The 18,015-nt window shown below is 71.6% G+C and carries 13 protein-coding genes; 8 read left to right on the top strand and 5 right to left on the bottom strand.

Features of this window, described 5'->3' with window-relative positions; genetic code table 11:
- On the bottom strand, positions 1-958 hold a 958-nt coding region (locus tag ACFO0C_RS28450; RefSeq protein WP_378069766.1), incomplete at its 3' end, for an NACHT N-terminal helical domain 7-containing protein.
- Between the two features lie 41 nt (positions 959-999).
- Positions 1,000-2,547, bottom strand: a complete 1,548-nt coding sequence (locus ACFO0C_RS28445; protein WP_378069765.1) for a GGDEF domain-containing protein — start codon at positions 2,545-2,547, stop codon at positions 1,000-1,002.
- A 108-nt stretch (positions 2,548-2,655) separates the two neighbouring features.
- Between ACFO0C_RS28445 and ACFO0C_RS28440 the strand changes: the two genes are divergently transcribed.
- The 3 genes from ACFO0C_RS28440 to ACFO0C_RS28430 are packed head-to-tail and all read left to right on the top strand — an operon-like array spanning position 2,656 to position 4,990.
- Positions 2,656-3,504 carry a hypothetical protein gene (locus ACFO0C_RS28440; RefSeq protein ID WP_378069764.1) on the top strand — a complete coding sequence of 283 codons (849 nt, stop codon included), beginning with the start codon at positions 2,656-2,658 and terminating at the stop codon, positions 3,502-3,504.
- Between the two features lie 11 nt (positions 3,505-3,515).
- Positions 3,516-3,866: a PadR family transcriptional regulator gene (locus ACFO0C_RS28435; RefSeq protein ID WP_378069763.1), complete on the top strand. Its 351-nt coding sequence runs from the start codon at positions 3,516-3,518 to the stop codon at positions 3,864-3,866.
- A complete protein-coding gene (locus tag ACFO0C_RS28430; RefSeq protein WP_378069762.1) occupies positions 3,863-4,990 on the top strand; it encodes a hypothetical protein in 1,128 nt (375 codons plus the stop codon). The genes ACFO0C_RS28435 and ACFO0C_RS28430 overlap by 4 nt, the downstream gene beginning before the upstream one ends.
- 50 nt (positions 4,991-5,040) lie before the next feature.
- Here the strand turns inward: ACFO0C_RS28430 and ACFO0C_RS28425 are convergent, their stop codons facing one another.
- The gene (locus ACFO0C_RS28425) at positions 5,041-5,622 is read right to left on the bottom strand and encodes a TetR/AcrR family transcriptional regulator (protein WP_378069761.1); all 582 of its coding nucleotides are present in this window, start codon (positions 5,620-5,622) and stop codon (positions 5,041-5,043) included.
- A gap of 66 nt (positions 5,623-5,688) precedes the next feature.
- Between ACFO0C_RS28425 and ACFO0C_RS28420 the strand changes: the two genes are divergently transcribed.
- From ACFO0C_RS28420 to ACFO0C_RS28405, 4 genes are all read left to right on the top strand, one after another.
- Positions 5,689-6,693 carry a hypothetical protein gene (locus tag ACFO0C_RS28420; RefSeq protein ID WP_378069760.1) on the top strand — a complete coding sequence of 335 codons (1,005 nt, stop codon included), beginning with the start codon at positions 5,689-5,691 and terminating at the stop codon, positions 6,691-6,693.
- Between the two features lie 74 nt (positions 6,694-6,767).
- Positions 6,768-8,408, top strand: coding sequence for a GGDEF domain-containing protein (locus ACFO0C_RS28415; protein ID WP_378069920.1), 1,641 nt, complete (start codon positions 6,768-6,770; stop codon positions 8,406-8,408).
- Positions 8,409-8,542: 134 nt separating this feature from the next.
- Positions 8,543-12,442 carry a Pls/PosA family non-ribosomal peptide synthetase gene (locus ACFO0C_RS28410; protein WP_378069759.1) on the top strand — a complete coding sequence of 1,300 codons (3,900 nt, stop codon included), beginning with the start codon at positions 8,543-8,545 and terminating at the stop codon, positions 12,440-12,442.
- Positions 12,439-13,782 carry a M1 family metallopeptidase gene (locus tag ACFO0C_RS28405; RefSeq protein ID WP_378069758.1) on the top strand — a complete coding sequence of 448 codons (1,344 nt, stop codon included), beginning with the start codon at positions 12,439-12,441 and terminating at the stop codon, positions 13,780-13,782. The genes ACFO0C_RS28410 and ACFO0C_RS28405 overlap by 4 nt, the downstream gene beginning before the upstream one ends.
- On the opposite strand, the gene ACFO0C_RS28400 is transcribed toward ACFO0C_RS28405, so the two are convergent.
- The gene (locus ACFO0C_RS28400) at positions 13,775-14,092 is read right to left on the bottom strand and encodes a hypothetical protein (RefSeq protein ID WP_378069757.1); all 318 of its coding nucleotides are present in this window, start codon (positions 14,090-14,092) and stop codon (positions 13,775-13,777) included. The two genes, ACFO0C_RS28405 and ACFO0C_RS28400, sit on opposite strands and share 8 nt — an antisense overlap.
- On the opposite strand from ACFO0C_RS28400, the gene ACFO0C_RS28395 reads away from it, so the two are divergent.
- Positions 14,091-14,846, top strand: coding sequence for a DUF1963 domain-containing protein (locus ACFO0C_RS28395; RefSeq protein WP_378069756.1), 756 nt, complete (start codon positions 14,091-14,093; stop codon positions 14,844-14,846). The genes ACFO0C_RS28400 and ACFO0C_RS28395 overlap by 2 nt on opposite strands.
- A gap of 43 nt (positions 14,847-14,889) precedes the next feature.
- Here ACFO0C_RS28395 and ACFO0C_RS28390 read toward each other — a convergent pair whose 3' ends face one another.
- Complete coding sequence (locus tag ACFO0C_RS28390) at positions 14,890-17,850, bottom strand: family 16 glycoside hydrolase (RefSeq protein ID WP_378069755.1); 2,961 nt, start codon at positions 17,848-17,850, stop codon at positions 14,890-14,892.
- Between the last annotated feature and the right edge of the window lie 165 nt (positions 17,851-18,015).

The raw sequence follows: 18,015 nt of genomic DNA, 5'->3' as shown, positions 1-18,015 counted from the left end.
CCGGCGCCGCCGAGGCGATCGCGCTGCGGAACCGCGGCGTGACGAAACCCTCGGCGACGGTGGGGAAACGCAGGCCGGTGGGCAGCGCCGACGATCGCAGCAGCGGCTGGTCGAGCACCGCCGTCGCCGCTCGGGCGAGTTTGCCGCGCACCGACACCCGGCCCGGCCGACGCGGGATCCCGCCGGCGGCCAGGATGTCGTGGAGCTGGCCCATCGCCTCGGAGTTGCGGTCGAGGACTTCGAGCAGCCGGGCGTTGGCGGCGCGCAGCTCCTCCCGGGTGGCGGCGTGCTCGCCGAGCGAGGCCCAGACGAAGAACTCGGTCACGTCGGCGGCTAGGCGCAGGTAGGCGTCGCGGTACAGCTCACGCCAGCGCCGGGTGGTCTTGGCCACCAGTGTGGACGTGTCGAGCCGGAACGTCTTCCAGACCCGGAGGCCCTCGAAGAACGCGACGGCGTTTCCGGCCAGCTCGGCGATCCGGGGCGCGAGCACACCACCCAGGTTCTCCTCGAAGCCGGCGGACGGGCCGGGCAGCGGCAGGTCGGCCCCGGCCAGCCGGGCGATCCACTCCGCCTGCGTGACGATCTCGCCGGGCGTGGCCGCGAGCTGCAGCTTCTCCCGGTCACTGACCTTCAGCGCGGCGAACGACGGCCCGATCGTCTCGTGCAGCGCATCGAAGAACGCCGCCAGGACGATCGTCGTGTGCGCGGCGGTCACCAGCTCGTGCCGGCCGTGCCCATGGGTGCCGTGCAGCCTCGCCGTCGCGGCGCCGGCCAGGTCACGCAGCAGGCGCCCGGCCTCCTGTTTGCCGTCGACCAGGCCCAGCGCGCCGGGCACGACGATCGCGCCGAGCAGGATGCCGGCCCCGGTGATCCGCTCCAGCGCCTCGACCACGGCGGGGGAGTGCCCGCCGAGCAGCTTGAGGGCACCCTCGTATGTCAACGGCGTCGCTCTGGCCACAGTCGAACCCTAAGTGATGGGATCGAATCCGACAGTGGTCGTCAGCAGGCGACGCGGTCCCGTCCGGCGCGCTTGGCCTCGTACAGGCGGGCGTCGGCCCGGGAGAGCAACGCCGGCTGGGTACGGTCGCCGTCATCCGTGCCGGCCACGCCGATGCTGACCGTCACCGGCCGGCCGTGGGTCAGCTCCTGCCACGGATGGGCCCGCACCGCGTCGCGAACGGTGGCGGCGATGACGGCGGCCTCCCGTGTGGACCGGCCGGGCAACGCCAGCAGGAACTCCTCGCCGCCCAGGCGTGCGGCGAAAGCGTCCGGCCCCAGATCGTCGGCCGCGGCCCGGAGCAGTTTCGCCACCTCGATCAGCACGAGGTCGCCCGTCTCGTGGGAGAGCTCGTCGTTCAGGCGCTTGAAGTGGTCGATGTCCAGCAACGCGACGGCGCAGCCCGTACCGCCGGAAAGCAGTGGGGGCAGGTTCTCGTCGACGAAACGCCGGTTGTGCAGGCACGTCAGGGCGTCCCGGCGGGCCTGGTCGCGGAACTCGGTGGCGTCGCGGCGGGCCTCGGCCGTCTCCAGCATGGCCAGCCGGTTCTGGGCCAGCGCCTCCCGCTGCTCGGAGTGCGCCGCCATCTCGGCCGCGACGTATGCCTTGTGGGCTGCCAGGGCCTCGGCGTATTCGCCGCGGGCCGCGTGGAGTTCGGCCTGCTCCTCGTGCACCCGGCCGAGCAGCGCGGACAGGCCCCGGGCCGCGCACATGTCACGGCACTCGTCCAGCGTGCGCTGCGCCTGGTCCACGTCCGCGCGGCCACGCCGGGCCCGCGCCAGCGACAGCAGGTACTCCGGCAGTGCGTCGGCGTCTTCGTGCTCACCGCGCCGGTGCCGTTCGATACAGGCCAGCAGCAGTTCCTCGGCCTCGGCGTACGCCCCGTTGGCGATCTGCACACCCGCGACGGTGTCGAGATCGGCGGGTTCCAGCTCGAAGTCGTACCGGCCGGCGCTCTCCAGCATCCGGGTGACGACGGTATCGGCCCGGTCCGGGTGGCCGGTGGCGCATTCCGTCCACGCCCAGTTGTTCAGAACTCCCACATGCAGGCGCTGCTGACCCAGCCGGATAGCCCACTGCTCGGCCTCGGCGTAGCGCTCGCGGGCGGCGTCCAACGACCCCAGCTGTCCGAGGGCATCGGCGAGTTTCACCCGCGTCCAGATCTGGAGGTACGCGCTACCGGCCCCGTCGAGCAACTCGACGGCGATCACCATGTGATCCAGTGAGGCCGCGTCGTCGCCGGTGTGCCGGTGCACTGTCGACCACAGCGAATGCGCCCGGGCCAGCAGCGGCCGGTCGCCGTGCTCCGTCGCCCACCGGTGCACGACGCGGATGATCCGGTCGGCCTGGGCGACGTCCCCCGACCGCAGCCACAGATGGCCCAGACACAGCCGGGCGCGTGCCGCCAGCAGGGGCTCGCCGAGATCGTGAGCACGGCGCTCCAGGTCGGCGGCGTGGTCGCGCATCGCGACGGTGTCGAAGACGTACGTGTCCTCGAGCTCGGTGATCGCGCCGGCCAGGTCGTCCGCGCCGAGAACCAGCACGCTCACATCGTCCCCTTCCGATCAGGCCTCCTCATCGGCATCCGGCCGGTCCGCCTGAGCGCCCGAAACTGTTGCGCGAGCCATACTGGTACGCCGCGACCGATGGAGCCGCCCGTGACCGACCAGGACGACGTGATCCTCGTGATCCGGCATTCGTGGGCCTCCTTCGAGATGCCGCTGACCGAGTGGATGTCCCGCGAAGGACCCGGCCCGCGCAACGCTGGCCCGGTGTCGGCGCGGTCCCGGTCGACGGGCGAGCCGCTGTCGCTCACCGTGATCCCGGCGGCCTACCGGCACGACCGTGAGTCGCGGGCCCTGATCGCGGCCGGCCGGATGGCGTCACCGTGGCCGGACGGAAGCGGTGAATCCCCGCCGTTCGACGGGCACGTCGCCGACCCGGCCGGGGCCGACCGCCGGATCACGGCACTCCTCGGCGGCGATACGGATTTCGGCGACAACGCGCCCGAGCTGGTACGACGGCTGGCGGCTGGGTCCCGCTGGCCGGAGTTCGGCACGTTCATCGGCCTGGCCGCGGCGGCCGGCCGCACCGAGATCGGCCCGGTGCTGTGCGAGCTCCTCGACTCGTCGCTGCACCCACCGGACCGGCTGCACGTCGTCGACGTGCTCGCCCGGCTGGGGCACGACGAGGCGGGGGACACGTTGTGGCGGCAGCTCAGCCACTTCATCCATGTCGACCGTGACCTCGGCGGCGCGCGCCGCTGCCTTCGGGCCATGGCGGTGACCGGCCGGCGGTGCCGGGCCATGCTTCTGGTGGTCGCGTGGGAGCGCCTGCTGGTGACGGGCGCCGACCGGTGGCCGGCCGAGATCCCGCGGTGGGCCGAGGAGGAGCTGTCGTCGGTGGGGACGCCGGCCGGCTCGTTTCCGCCACGCGTTCAGTGTCAGGGTGTCGGTGATAGTCCGACGGACGATGCATCGGTTGACGATATATTCCGCCGGGCGTAGGGTTCGGTGGTATGCAGGAACCGACCTTTCTCATCCTGGCCGCGCTGGCGGGGGAGCCCCGCCACGGCTACGGCATCGTGCGGACGGTGGCCGATCTCTCCGGTGGTGAGGTGAAGCTGCGGCCCGGGACCCTCTACGGCGCGCTCGACCGGCTCACCGAGCAGGGGCTCATCGAGCCGGACCGGGAGGAGGCGGTCGAGGGGCGTCTGCGCCGCTACTACCGGCTCACCACCGACGGTGCGAGCGCGCTCGGTGCCGAGATCGAGCGGCTCGAGCGGCGGGCTGACGCGGCCCGCGGGCAGTTGCGCCGCCGGCCCGGCATCGTTCCCGGCCTGTCCCGGCTTGCCGGAGGAGTCGCGTGAGCGCGGAGAGTTGGCCGGTCGCCGACGAGCGGCTGGTGCGTACCTATCGGCGGTTGTTGCTGGCGTATTCGGGGCCCTATCGGCGCCGCCATGGCACCGAGATGATCACGACGATGCTGGAGATGGCGGAGCCGGGCCGGTCCCGGCCATCCGCCGGTGAGGCCTGGCATCTCATCCACAGCGGAGTGCGGCAGCGATTCCGGCTTCCGGCCGGCCGGCCGCTCGCCGCGGTGACGGCGGTACTGGTGGCCATGATCCTCGGAGTGTTCGGAGCCGCCGCCGGGAGCTGGGTGGGGCAGGGCACCTTCACTGATCTGCCGTCGAGAGCCGGCGCGGTGGAGATCATGGACACCGCTGTCGCCGACCCGGCGCCGGATGCCGGTCACGTCCGTCTCGACCGTATGGCGGGCCGGGAGGACACCCTCACGCTCAGCGTGCCACCCCGCGATCAGCGTCCGGATGTCACCACCTGGACCGCCGAGGACGCCCGCGCCGGGCTGGTGGCGGCCGGGTGGACGGTCACCGGGTTCACGCTCCACGAGGGGCAGCCGCCGGTCTGCACCACGGACGAGGAGGGGGACCGGTCCTGCCTCTTCGAACCCCGGTATGCGGATCTGACAGCCGAACGTGACGGACTCGTCCTGACCGGACGGGCCGAGGATGCCCTGGGTGGCGAGGCCGGCAAGATGCTGACCGGCGGGATCGTCCTCACCCTGTTCGCTGAGCGCAGCGTCGCTTATCTGCCGCTGACCGTCGCCGGTGGACTGCTCGGCGCGCTGGCCGGGTGGCTGCTGGCCGCGGCTGCCGCCTACCGGATCCGCTGCCTGCCGCCGGGTTCGGGTCTGCTGGTCTCGGCGGCGGCCGGGATGGCGGTGGTGCTCTCGGCCGCGCCGGTGTGGGCGATCGCCCTCAACTCGGTCATGTTCGCCAAGCGCCTGGGCATCGTCGGTCCGGTCCATACTGTGCACTCGATGCTGACGCCCGGCGCCCACCCCGACGGCGCGTCGCCATGGCTGATCCCGGCGCTGGCGCTGGCGTCCGTGATGACGGCCGCGATCGCGATCGGCGTGCTGTTCGGGCGGGCCGTCCGCGACGAGCCACACGGCAGCATCCGACCGGTCTGACCCGGGCGGCGGTGCTCGGAAAGGCTGGTCGGCCCCCCCCCGGGCGGTGGTCAGGTGCGGCCGCGGACCAGGGGGAGGAAGACCTCGTCGACGATCTCGGTCAGGACCTCGTCGGGGACCGAGGGGGTGCCGCGTATCGCGTACTCGGCGCGCAGCAGCATCATCGGGGTGCTCGCGACCCGGGGGTGCGCGGCCGCCGCCGGTGCCTCGCCGCGGGTCACCGCCCGGTCGATCATCGCCTGCCAGGCCAGGTCCATGGTGTCGGCGCCGGAGCGCTCGCGCATGAGGGTGAGCAGCTCCGGTTCGTCGGCGGCGGCGGCGAGCAGGCCGCGCAGGATCGCGCCGTGCGGGGAGGACCAGGTCCGGTTGGCCTGCCGCAGCATCTCCAGGGCGTCGCCGCGCAGTGTTCCGGTGTCGGGGTGGGGCATCGCGGTGTCGGACAGGTGGCGATAGGCGGCGATGCCCAGGGCGGCCCGGTGCGGCCAGCGGCGGTAGATGGTGTTCTTGTTGGTGCCGGCGCGGGCCGCGACCCGGTCCATGGTCATCCCCGCGTAACCGGACTCGCGCAGCTCCTGTGCCGCCGCGTGCAGGATCGCCTGTTCCAGTTCCTCGCCGCGGCGTCTGGTGGTCACGCCTTGCAGGGTACGCCACGTACCTTATAGGGTACGTGGCGTACCTTAACTGCGAGGGGATCACCCGTGCGCGTCTTCGGCATGAACTACGACACCGGCTTCGTCAGCGCCGGATCCACCACCCACGAACCCTTCGACCCCGATGTCGTCCGGAACGACCTGCGGGTCATCCGCGAGGAACTGCACTGCGACGCCGTACGCATCACCGGCGGTGTCCAGGACCGCCTGGAGCTGACCGCCCGCCTCGCCGCCGACGCCGGTCTCGAGGTCTGGTACTGCCCGTTCACCAACGGCCTGGACCGCGAGCAGCTCCTGGCGTTCGTGCTGGACGGCGCCGAGCGTGCCGAACGGCTCCGGCTCGACGGCGCCGATGTCGTCTACCTGACCGGCTCGGAGATCGCCATGTTCACCGACGGGTTCCTGCCCGGCCGCGACCTGACCGAGCGGATGGCGATCTTCACCGACCCGATGCGGATGCGGCAGGCCGTGCCCGCCGCCCGCGCCGCGGTCCGGGACTTCCTCGCCGAGGCCGTCCCCGAGGTGCGCAAACGCTTCGGCGGGCGGATCGGGTACGCGTCGATCCCGCTGGAGGACGTCGACTGGGCGCTGTTCGACATCATCGCCAGCGACGCCGGTTACCGTGACGCGACGAACGCCGCGGCCTTTCCGCAGACCCTGGCGGCCGCCGTCGGCCAGGGCAGACCTTATGCGGCGACCGAGTTCGGCTGCTGCACGTTCCGGGGTGCGGCCGACGTCGCGGGCGGGCCCGAGCCGGTCACCTACGACGAGCACGGCCGGGCCGCGACGCTGACCGCCGAGCTGGAACGCGACGAGCAGGGCCAGGCCCGCTACCTGGTCGACCTGCTCGACGACTACGACGCCGGCGGTGTGGAGGCCGCGTTCGTGTACACGTTCGCCAACCGGCACCTGCCGACCACCGGCGACCCGGAGCGCGACTTCGACCTGGCCGCCCGCGGGATCGTGCGGGTGCTCCCGGACGGCTCCTGGACACCCAAGGCGGCATTCCACACCCTTGCCGAGTACGGCCGGACCCGCGCCGGGAGCCGCTGACTCCTCATGCCCGGCCCGGGCGGGCCGATGCTTCCCTGGTGCCCGAGGTGCTGAGGGAGGCCGGCTTGACCACCGTGTACACAGCCGACAGCGGCCCCGTGACCGTCGACGCCCTGCTGGAGGAGGCTGAGCGGAAGCGGCTGGCCGGCGACTACCGGGCCGGCTGCGAGCTGGCCCGCGCGGCGGCGGACATGGCGGCGTCCGCAGGTGACGACGCCGGCGAGGCGGCCGCTCTGCGCTCGCTGGCCAACCAGCTGATGCGGCTCGGCGGCCAGGAGGAGGCGATCGCGGCCTGCCGGAAGGCGGCGGTGATGCTGGAGGGCCTCGGCGACACCGTCGGGCTCTGCGAGGTCTACACGCTCCAGGCCATCCCGCTGCTGGAGCTCGGCATGCACGACGAGGCGCTGGGTGTGCTGGCCCAGGCCCGGGACATCGCGCAGAGCCTGGGCGATCGGGACCTGCTCTACTGGGTGCACAACCGGACCGGCGTGGTGCACGGCACGATGGGCGACCGTGAGCTGAGCAGCGAGTACCTGATGCTGGCCCTGAGCATGGCCGACGGGATGGACGCCGAGGCCCGGTTCTGCATTCTCAACAACGTCAGCGACAACGCGGTGTACGAGGTGGCCCGGCTCCGCGGCCGCGGCGAGACCGTCGCCGCCGGCACCGTGCTGGCCGGTGCCCTCGGCTACGTGGCCGAGGCGTTGCACCTGGCCCGGGAGGCCCGGCACCCGTTCCGGGAGGCGATCAGCCTCGACAACTTCGGGATGCTGCTGGCGCTCGACGGCGACCTGGACGGCGCGGCCGCTCTGATCGAGGAGTCCCGGCTGATCGCGGTCCGGTCCGGGTACCGCACGCTGGAGTCGGGGGCGCTGCAGCACCAGGCCCGGGTGCGGCTGATGCGCGGTGACCACGCCGAGGCCATCGAGGGCCTGCTGCTGGCGCTGGACCGGGCCCACCAGGCGGGCGAGAAGCCGATGGCGATGGAGATCTTCCGGGAGCTGTCCGAGGCCTACGAGCTGATCGGTGACCACGTCGCGGCCCTCGCCCACTACAAGGACTTCCACGACCTGGAACGTGAGCTGCACAATCAGGTCGCCGCGGCCCGGGCCCGGATGGCCGCGCACCACTTCGAGCTGGACAACGTGCGCCTGGAGGCGGAGAACGCGCGTCTGGAGGCGGAACTGCACCGGGCCCGCAGCGCCGAACTCGCCGCCGACAACCTGCTGTGGCAACGCCAGGCGACCGAGGACGCCCTGACCGGCCTGCCGAACCGGCGCTCGGCCGACGAGCGGCTGCCGAAACTCGTCGCGGCCGGTGGCCCGGTCTGTGTCGCGGTCGCCGATGTCGACCTGTTCAAACAGGTCAACGACCGGTACGGCCACTTCATCGGCGACGAGGTGCTGCGCCGGATCGCGTCGATCCTGTTCGACCGGATCGGCGAGACCGACCTGGTGGCCCGGTTCGGCGGCGAGGAGTTCCTGATCGCGCTGCACGGCTCCGGGATCGAGGACGCGCGCGCCCGGTGCGAGCTGCTGCGGGCGGGTGTGGCGGCCTACCCCTGGGAGACGATCGAGCCGGGACTGGCCGTCACGATCAGTCTCGGACTGGCCGAGACCGCCGGTCCCGCGTCGTTGACGGAGACGCTGAGCGTGGCCGACCGGCGACTGTACGAAGCGAAACGAGCCGGTCGAAACCGGGTGCAAGCCGACTGACCGTTCGGATGGTTATCCCTGTGTCGGTCAACACGTACAGGCCATTCGGCCGTTATTTCCCGTTCGCCGCCCGTAGTTTCGAATGTTGCCGCGTACGGCGACGGCGAACCGAGGGTGGAAATGGAGCGCGCTAGGTGACAGTGACGACCGATCTGCGACTGATCGAGCTGCCCGAGCTGGAGTTCACGACCGAGGCGCCGGCGGTGTTCCGGTCCCCCTCGGTGCCGATCCGCCGCACCCTGATCGACGTCCTCGACGCCACCGTCGCGGCACACCCGGACGCCACGGCGATCGACACCGGCGCGACGACACTCACCTACGCGCGGCTCGCCGCCGACGTGGAGACGCTGCGGGCCACCCTGGCCGGGCACGGCGTCGGCCTCGGCGACCGGGTCGGCATCCGGATCTCCTCCGGTACGGCGGAGCTGTACCTGGCGATCCTGGGTGTGCTGGCCGCCGGCGCGGCGTACGTGCCGGTCGACGCGGACGACCCCGACGAGCGTGCCGAGCTGGTCTGGGCCGAGGCGGGAGTGTGCGCCGTCCTCGGCGACGGGCTGAGCGTTTCGGTGCGGCGTACCCCCGAAGGAAGGACCGGCCGGCCGGGACCCGCCGACGACGCCTGGATCATCTTCACCTCCGGGTCCACCGGCACCCCGAAGGGGGTGGCGGTGCCGCACGGCGCCGCCGCCGCGTTCGTGGACGCCGAGGCGCAGCTGTTCCTCGTCGGCGACGACGTCGCGCCCCTCGGCCCGGCCGACCGGGTCCTGGCCGGCCTGTCGGTGGCCTTCGACGCGTCCTGCGAGGAGATGTGGCTGGCCTGGCGGCACGGCGCCTGCCTGGTTCCGGCCGCCCGATCGCTGGTCCGCAGCGGCGTCGACCTCGGCCCGTGGCTGTCCGAGCAGCGCATCACCGTCGTCTCCACGGTGCCGACACTCGCCGCCCTGTGGCCCGCCGAGGCCCTCGAGGACGTCCGCCTGCTGATCTTCGGTGGCGAGGCGTGCCCGCCCGAGCTGGCCGAGCGCCTCGCCGTCGAGGGCCGTGAGGTGTGGAACACCTACGGGCCGACCGAGGCGACCGTGGTCGCGTGCGCCGCCCGGATGACCGGCGAGGGCCCGGTGCGCATCGGCCTGCCGCTGGACGGCTGGGACCTCGCCGTCGTCGACCCGTCCGGCGAGCCGGTCAGCATGGGCGAGACCGGCGAGCTGGTGATCGGCGGCGTCGGCCTGGCCCGCTACCTCGACGCCGCCAAGGACGCCGAGAAGTTCGCGCCACTGCTGTCCCTCGACTGGGCTCGCGCCTACCGCAGCGGCGACATCGTCCGCGCCGAGCCCGAGGGGCTGCTGTTCCTCGGCCGCGGCGACGAACAGGTCAAACTCGGTGGCCGCCGGATCGAGCTGGGCGAGGTCGACGCCGCCCTGCAGGCGCTGCCCGGTGTCGCCGGCGCGGCCGCCGCGGTCAAGCGCACCGCCGCCGGCAACCAGCTGCTGGTCGGCTACCTGGTCCCGCACGACGCCGACGAGTTCGACGTCCCCTCCGCCACCGCGCGTATCCGCGAGCAGCTTCCGGCCGCCCTCGTCCCGCTGCTGGCGATCGTCGACGCGCTGCCGACCCGTACCTCCGGCAAGGTCGACCGGGCCGCCCTGCCCTGGCCCCTCGCGATCGGCACCGCCGACCCGGACGAGATGACCGACACCGAGGAGTGGCTGGCCGGCGGCTGGGAGCAGATCCTCGGCGTGCGTCCGGGCGACGCCGGCGCCGACTTCTTCAGCAGCGGCGGCAGCAGCCTCAACGCGGCACAGCTCGTGGCCTGGATCCGGCAGAAGCACCCGCAGGTGTCGGTGGCCGACGTCTACCAGAACCCCCGGCTGTCGGAGATGGCGGCGATCCTCGACGGTCTCGGTACCCAGGCCACAGAGCGCCGGGAGGTACGGCCCACGCCGCGCCACACCGGGTTCGTGCAGTTCCTGTTCATGCTGCCGATGCTGGCGCTGGTCGGAATCCGCTGGCTGACGATCCTGGCCGCCGTCGGCAAGGTCGTGTCGCTCGCGCCGACGGTCTCCTGGTGGTGGCTCGGCGCGTCCTGGCTCACCCTGTTCAGCCCGCCCGGGCGCATCCTGCTGTCGGCCGGTGCGGCCCGGCTGCTGCTGCGCGGCGTGGGTCCCGGCGAGTACCCGCGCGGCGGTGGCGTGCACGTGCGGTTGTGGGCGGCCGAACGGTTCGCCGAACTGACCGGCGCCACCGGCATCGGCGGGGCCGGCTGGATGACCACATACGCTCGGCTGCTCGGCGCCCGGATCGCCCGCGACGTCGACCTGCACTCCGCGCCGCCGGTCACCGGCCTGCTCCGGCTCGGTCGCGGCGCCGCGATCGAACCCGAGGTCGACCTGTCCGGCTACTGGGTCGACGGCGACGTCGTCCGCGTCGGCTCGGTCCGGGTCGGCGCCGGCGGCCGGGTCGGGGCCCGCAGCACGCTGATGCCCGGTGCCCGCGTCGGCAAGGGCGCCAAGGTCGCCGCCGGTTCGACCGTCACCGGCACCGTTCCGGGCGGCCAGCGGTGGGCCGGCTCACCGGCCGTCCCCGTGACCGGCAAGGGCGCCACCGTCTGGCCGTCCCAACGTCCCGCCCGGTCCCGGCTGAGCGCCCCCACCTGGGTGGTCGCCTACAGTCTCACCGCCCAGCTGCTGGCCCTGCTGCCGGTGACCGCGGCACTGCCGGCACTCGCCCTGGCCACGTGGCTGCTCGCCGGTGGGATCACCCCGGCCACCGTCCTCCTCGCAGTCCCGGCCGCCGCTGCCGCGTACCTCCTCGGTTATGCCCTGCTCGTCCTGGTGTCCGTCCGGCTGCTCAGCATCGGCCTGAAGACCGGCTTCCACCCCGTGCAGGGGCGGGTGGCGTGGCAGGTCTGGACGACCGAGCACCTGATGGGCATGGCCCGGGTCGCGCTGTTCCCGATCTACTCCAGCCTGTTCACACCGGTGTGGCTGCGGCTGCTCGGCGCCAAGGTCGGCCGCGGGGTGGAGATCTCCACCGTGCTCGCCGTCCCGTCGATGACGACCGTCGATGACGGGGCATTCCTGGCCGACGACACGATGGTCGCCACGTACGAGCTCGACCGGGGCTGGCTGCGGGTCGCTCCCGCCAAGATCGGCAAGCAGGCCTTCCTCGGCAACTCCGGAATGACCGCCCCCGGCCGGTCGGTGCCCAAGCGCGGCCTGGTCGGCGTGCTGTCGTCGGCACCGCACAAGGCGAAGAAGGGGTCGTCGTGGCTCGGTGCCCCGCCGATGCCGCTGCGCCGCGTCGTCGAGACCGCCGACACCCGCCGCACCTTCGACCCGCCGGCCCGCCTCAAGGTGGCCCGCGCCGTCGTCGAACTGTGCCGCATCGTCCCGGTGATCTTCGCCGGTGCGCTGGCCGTCCTCGCGCTGGCCGCGCTGACCCTGATCTGGGACGTCGCCGGCGGCTGGGCGGCCGCGCCCGCCGCCGGGCCGGTGCTGTTCGCCGCCGCGATCTCCGGCGCGCTCCTCGCCACCCTCGCGAAATGGCTGCTCGTCGGCCGGTTCCGGACCGGGGAACGGGCGCTGTGGACGTCGTTCGTGTGGCGTAACGAACTCGCCGACACGTTCGTCGAGGTGCTCGCCGCGCCCTGGATGTTCCGGCTCGCCGCCGGCACGCCGTTGCTCAACGTGTGGCTGCGGACGCTCGGCGTCAAGATCGGCCGCGGGGTGTGGCTGGAGACGCTGTGGCTTCCCGAGTTCGATCTCGTGCGTCTCGGCGACGGGGCCACCGTCAACCGGGGGTGCGTGGTGCAGACCCACCTGTTCCATGATCGGATCATGAGCATGGACGAGGTCACTCTGGGCGCGGGCGCGACGCTCGGCCCGCACGGGATCGTGCTGCCCGGCGCCAGCATCGGCGCCCGTACCACCGTGGGTCCCGGCTCGCTCGTCACCCGCGGCGACGCGGTCCCCGACGACAGCCGCTGGCTCGGCAACCCGGTCGCGACCTGGCCCGCGGCGGCCTCCCGCCGGGTATGACCCCGGCCTCCATCCCTCTCGGCGCCGCGCCGGGTGCCGAACGCTCCACCGACCCCTACCTGCCGGAACACGGCAACGGCGGCTACCGGGTGCTGCACTACGACATCGAGATCGACTACCGGGTCGTGTCGAACCGGCTCACCGGCAAGGCGGTCGTCACCGGGCGGGCCGTCCAGCCGCTCACCCGATTCACCCTCGACCTGGCCCGGCTCGGCGTGCGCGGCGTGCGGGTCGACGGGCGGCCGGCGAAATTCGAGCATCGTGGCGGCAAACTGCGGATCAAACCCGACCGCCCGATCGGCTACGGGGCGACCTTCAAGACCGAGATACGGTACGGGGGAAAGCCCGGTCCCGTCTCGGGCCGGTGGGGTGACATCGGCTGGGACGAGCTCAGTGACGGAGTCCTGGTCGCCAGCCAGCCGAACGGGGCGTCGTCGTGGTTCCCGTGCAACGACCGGACCGATGACAAGGCGTCGTTCCTGATCACGTTCACCGCCGCGTCGTCGTACACCGTGCTGGTCACCGGCGACCTGGTGGCACGTCGTCGTGGGGCCGGCACCACCACGTGGGTGTACGAGCGGGAGGAACCGACCGCGCCGTACCTGATGAGCGTGCAGATCGGCCGCTACGAGATGGTCGAACTGGCCCGCGGGGGAGTGCCGCAGCGGGCCGCGATCACCCCACGGGTGCGGGCCGCGTTCCGGCACGACTTCGGCCGGCACGGCGAGATCATGACGGCTATGCAGCGCCTGTTCGGGCCCTACCCGTTCCGGGAGTACGTCGTCGTGGTCACCGACGACGACCTCGACGACCCGATCGAAGCGCAGGGCATGGCGGTCTTCGGGCGCAACCACGTCGACGGGCGACGCACCCACGAACGGCTCGTCGTCCACGAACTTGCCCACCAGTGGTTCGGCAACAGTCTCACGGTCGCTGACTGGCGGCACATCTGGCTCAACGAGGGCTTTGCGACGTACGCCGAATGGTTGTGGTCGGAAGACTCCGGCGGCCCGTCGGCGAACGCCCACGCCGCCGGATGGCACGCCTGGGTCGCGGCGCAGCCGGCCCGGTTCGCCATCGCCGACCCGGGCGTGGACCGGATGTTCGACCCGCTCGTCTACAAGCGGGGGGCGCTGACCGTGCACGCGCTGCGGGCCGAGGTGGGGGAGCAGGCGTTCTTCGCGCTGCTGCGCTCGTGGGTGGCCGAGCACCGGCATCGGACCGTGACGACGGCCCAGTTCCGGGAGCACGCCGCCCGTCACACGCCGAAGTCCCTCGACGCCCTGTTCGCGGCGTGGCTCGACCGGCCCGCCTTGCCGGCGTTGCCCCGCGTCATGTGAACCGGGTATCCGGCGGGAACCGGGTGTGCGAAGGCACGGCTCGCGGCCCGTCCAAAGGCCGCTGAGTTGCGCCAGCCTTGGGAATCCAGGCCTGGCCCTGGCCATCGGTCGCTCTCTCGACCAGCTCCCGGAGGTGCGTGGCGAACGCTGCGTCACCAATCTTCTCGGCGGCGCCAAGGCTGATCTCGAGCACGATGACGGCTTGTTCCTCGAGCACCCCGATCTGCCGGGACCGATGATCGACAGTGGAGGTCGACCGGGGTCGGTGGGTCCGGGCGCCCGTCACGTTCCTGGCATCATGCTCACCCATGAATGATCAGGGCCGGTTTCGTGATGCGGCGCTCGCGGCGGGATTCCCGGACGACGAGGTCGACAGGTTCCTCGGGCGGCTCCGCCTGTCGATCCGCCTGACAGCGGGCGCCGACGGTGTTCCCGCCGGACATGCCGGCGGGACGCCCCGGCTGCCGGTGGACGAGGGGTTGCCGTTCGTCTTATCGGTCGACTGCGCGGCGGTGCCCCGGATCGAGGGCCTGCCGGCGGCGGGTTCGCTGCTGTTCTACCTGGATCATGAGAAGGACCTCCTGGCCGCGGCCGAGGGCGATCAGTCGTACGCGCGAGTGGTGTACGTGCCGTCCGGGGTCGAGATCGACGACCCGGTGAGCTCCCTCAGGGCCACGATCGTCGCGGACCTGGCCGATGATCACCAGGACGACGAGGACGAGGACGAGGGTGACGAACTCCTCGCCCTGGCCGGCGAGTTCTGGCCGTCCGGCGGGGGATTCCCCACCGCATACATCGGCGGTCACGTCGACGACCAAGTGCTCACGAGCATCGCCGAGCAGACGCTCGCCGGCCGGGAGAAGGCCGGCGAGATCACCGTGCCGATATCCGGCTGGTACTCGGCCGTGGCCCGGGAGAAGCAGCGCCTGGCGGGGGAGTGGCTGACCCTGGCCGCATTTCCCACCGACGACGAGTTCTACTCCGGCAGTTTCGTGATCCGCTACGACGACCTGGCAGCCGGCCGATTCGACAAGGCGTTGTCCGTGACCACCTTCAGCGAGTAGGACGTGCCGGTGGCGCCCGGGCCGGCGCCACCAGCACGTGTCGTCAGGCCGGTTCGATCCAGATGTTGCGGTACTGGACCTTGTTGCCGTGGTCCTGCAGACGGATCGCGCCGGTGGACGGGCCCTCGGGGATGTTGCCGCCGGTTCCGGCCGGGATCTCGATGTCGTCGTGGACGGTTCGGCCGTTCCAGACGACCGTGATCCGGGCGTTCGCCGTCTTGGCGCCGCTGCTGTCGTAGCGGGCGGCCCGGAACGTGATGTCGTAGGTCTGCCACGTCTCCGGTGCGGTGGCCGCGTTCACGTCGGGTGCCTTGACCGTGTAGATCGCCCCGGCCTCGTTGTCGGCGAGAGTGGTGTCCCCGAACGAGTCGAGGATCTGCAGCTCGTAGCGTTCCTGCTGGTAGACGCCACTGTTGCCGCGGTTCTGCCCGGTCACGTCGTCGGGCAGCAGCGGCACCTTGAACTCGACGTGCAGCTGGTAGTCCCCGTACGCGTCCTTGGTCCGCAGGTCACCGCAGCAGACCTCGGTGGCGCCGCCGGTGATCAGCGGCCACTGCGCGCGGCGGCCGTCGGTGTGCAGCCAGTTGTCCAGGTCCCTACCGTCGAAGAGGGTGATCCGCCGGCCGGGTTCGCGGACGCTGATCAGGTCGAGGTTGACGTGCCCGGTGTCCAGGGCGTCGACCCGGTAGGTGATGGTGTTGGCGCCCTTGCGCAGGTTGACCGTTTCGGTGACGGTCGCCCACTCCTCCCAGGTGACGGTGCTGGGCAGCGCCACCTGTTTGATCTTGCGGCCGTTGACGTGCAGGCTGACCGTCTTGGTGCCGCTGAACGGGTTGGGCCCGTTGGAGTAGCGCAGCCCCACCGTGTGATCGCCGCTGCGATCGGCGTTGACGTGGATGGTGGTGGAGGCGTTGAGGCTGCCGAACCCGGCGGCGAACCCGATGCCGGAGAAGCCGCGGTGGTCGGTGGCCAGGCCGGCCGTGCCCTCCCGGTAGCCTTCCTCGGCCTCGTAGTACACCGGCTGTGGCTGTTTACCGGGCAGCTCGTTCATGGTGTACCAGGCTTCGGTGCTCCACAGTGTCTCGCCGTCGCGGCTGGCGAACGGCCGCGGCGAGCGCAGGTGCACGATCCGGTCGCGGCGCAGCCCGGGGACGGTCAGGGTGACGGTCCTGCGGTCGGCGGAGACCTTGGCCGCGGTGACGGTCAGGGCCTCGGTGTCGACCTGCGGCCCGCCGTACTGCGCGGTCGCCGCATACCGCCACTGCTCCAGCTGGTACGCGGTGGGCAGCTTGGCGATGGTCGTGTCGGACAGCGGCTCGGTGTAATCGATCTTGAAGCCGTCCGCGGTGGCCTTCATGGTTTTCATGTCGAAGACGGTGGTGCCGTTCGGGGTGAGTTTCTGCAGGCCGAACCGGAGTTTGCCGTCCTGCCCCCAGTTGCCGTCGGCGCCCAGCCCACCGACGTAGATCGCCCCGTCCGGTCCGATCGACACCCGGTTGACGCCGGCCTCCAGGCCCTGCGTGTGCCGGAACACCGCGCCCTGCTCGACACCGTCGACCGTCTCGATCGCCGCCCGCTGCAGACCGCCGTAGGTGACATCACCGATCAGGAACTGGCCACGGTACGGACCGGAGTCCAGCAGCACGGGCGTGCTGGGCGAGTTGCCGATCTGGTTCTGCGGCAGCCACAACACCGGCCGTGTGACCGGCTGCGCGTCGAACGTACCGTCGGGATTGGTGTAGTGGTTGTAGAAGGCCTTGTCCTTGATCTTGATCAGTTTCGACGAGGGCAGCCAGCCGCCCTGGTTGTCGGTCACGTAGATCGATCCGTCCGGGCCCCAGCCGATGCCGTTCGGGGTGCGCAGGCCCCCGGCCACCGTGGTGACCTGGCCGCTCCTGCGGTTGACCACGATGTGCGTGCCACGGCCGCCGACCGGCTGCGGGTCGGTGGTGGCGCCGCCGTAGTTGATCGACACGGAGAGGTTGAGGTGGAAGTTCCCGTCCCGGTAGAGCAGGCCGAACGCGAACTCGTGGAAGTTCCCGCCGAACGGCCACACCGCGACGGTGCGCCGGGTGTCGAGCACCTGGTCGCCGTCGGTGTCACGCAGCTCGGTGAGCTCGTGTTTCTGTGACACGTAGACCATGCCGTCGACGACGGCCACACCCATCGGCTCCTTGAGCCCGTTCGCGATCTCCCGGTAGGTGACGCTGCCCGGCCCGGTCTTCCCGGTCACGTCGGAGACGAGGTAGACCTTGCCCTCGACCTTGTCGGTGCCACCCCAGGTGGTGATCACCATCTTCTTGTCGGGCCGCCAGGCGATACCGGTGACCTGGGGTTCGAAGCCCGGCGGCCGCAGGTCGGTGAGCGTGTATCCGGGGTTGACCGAGGCCAGCGGCAGCCCGTCACCGGGCGTGTCGGTGCCGGAGACGCACTCCTTGCGGCCCGGGGCGGTCACCCGGACCACGCCGGCGTCGGTGCTCAGCGCGCTCGTCGGCACGATCGTGAAGTCGCCGGCGCCGGGTGGCTTCCAGGCCAGCCGCAGTTCCTGGCCGCCCTCGCGTTCGAAGTGCTCGACGCGCAGCGGGTGCAGGCCGGCGGCCAGGTCGACGGTGCCGTCCTTGGGCACGTTGCCGTGCAGCCCGTCGTGGTCGATGACCAGTTGGTCGCCGATCCACAGTTTCGAGCCGTCGTCGCTGGTCAGCCGGAACGTGTAGGTCCCGGCCGCGGTGGTGGTGAGGTTGGTGATCGCGTGGGTGACGAAGTTCGACTGCAGACCGAACTGCTCGTCGGTCGACCAGTCGATGGTGGGCATCAGTTTGTCCACGTTGGGCGTCTGCCCCGGCTTGAGCTCACAGACCCGGTTGAGTGGCACCCCGATGTCGAACGTCCGGAGGGTCACCCCCGGTTCCTGCGGCGGCGGATCGACGGCGAACGCCGCCAGCGGTGCCGCGGTGACGGTGACGGCGGCTGAAATCAGAAGGGCGACCACGGACAGGCGTCTCATCTGCGCTCCCCGGTTACGGGTGAGATTCAAGGTTGTGAACATCCTGATCTAGTTCTATCGAGACGTCCAGATCTTTCAATGCGCAGATGCCAAACTTTTCAACGCCGGAACCAAAAGCTCGTCAGGCGGGCCGGGCGTGGGTGACCAGCGGATTCAACAAACTCC

The organism is Actinoplanes subglobosus (genome assembly GCF_042650585.1).
Taxonomy (GTDB): Bacteria; Actinomycetota; Actinomycetes; order Mycobacteriales; family Micromonosporaceae; genus Actinoplanes; species Actinoplanes subglobosus.
This window is presented reverse-complemented; position numbering and strand designations above follow the sequence as displayed.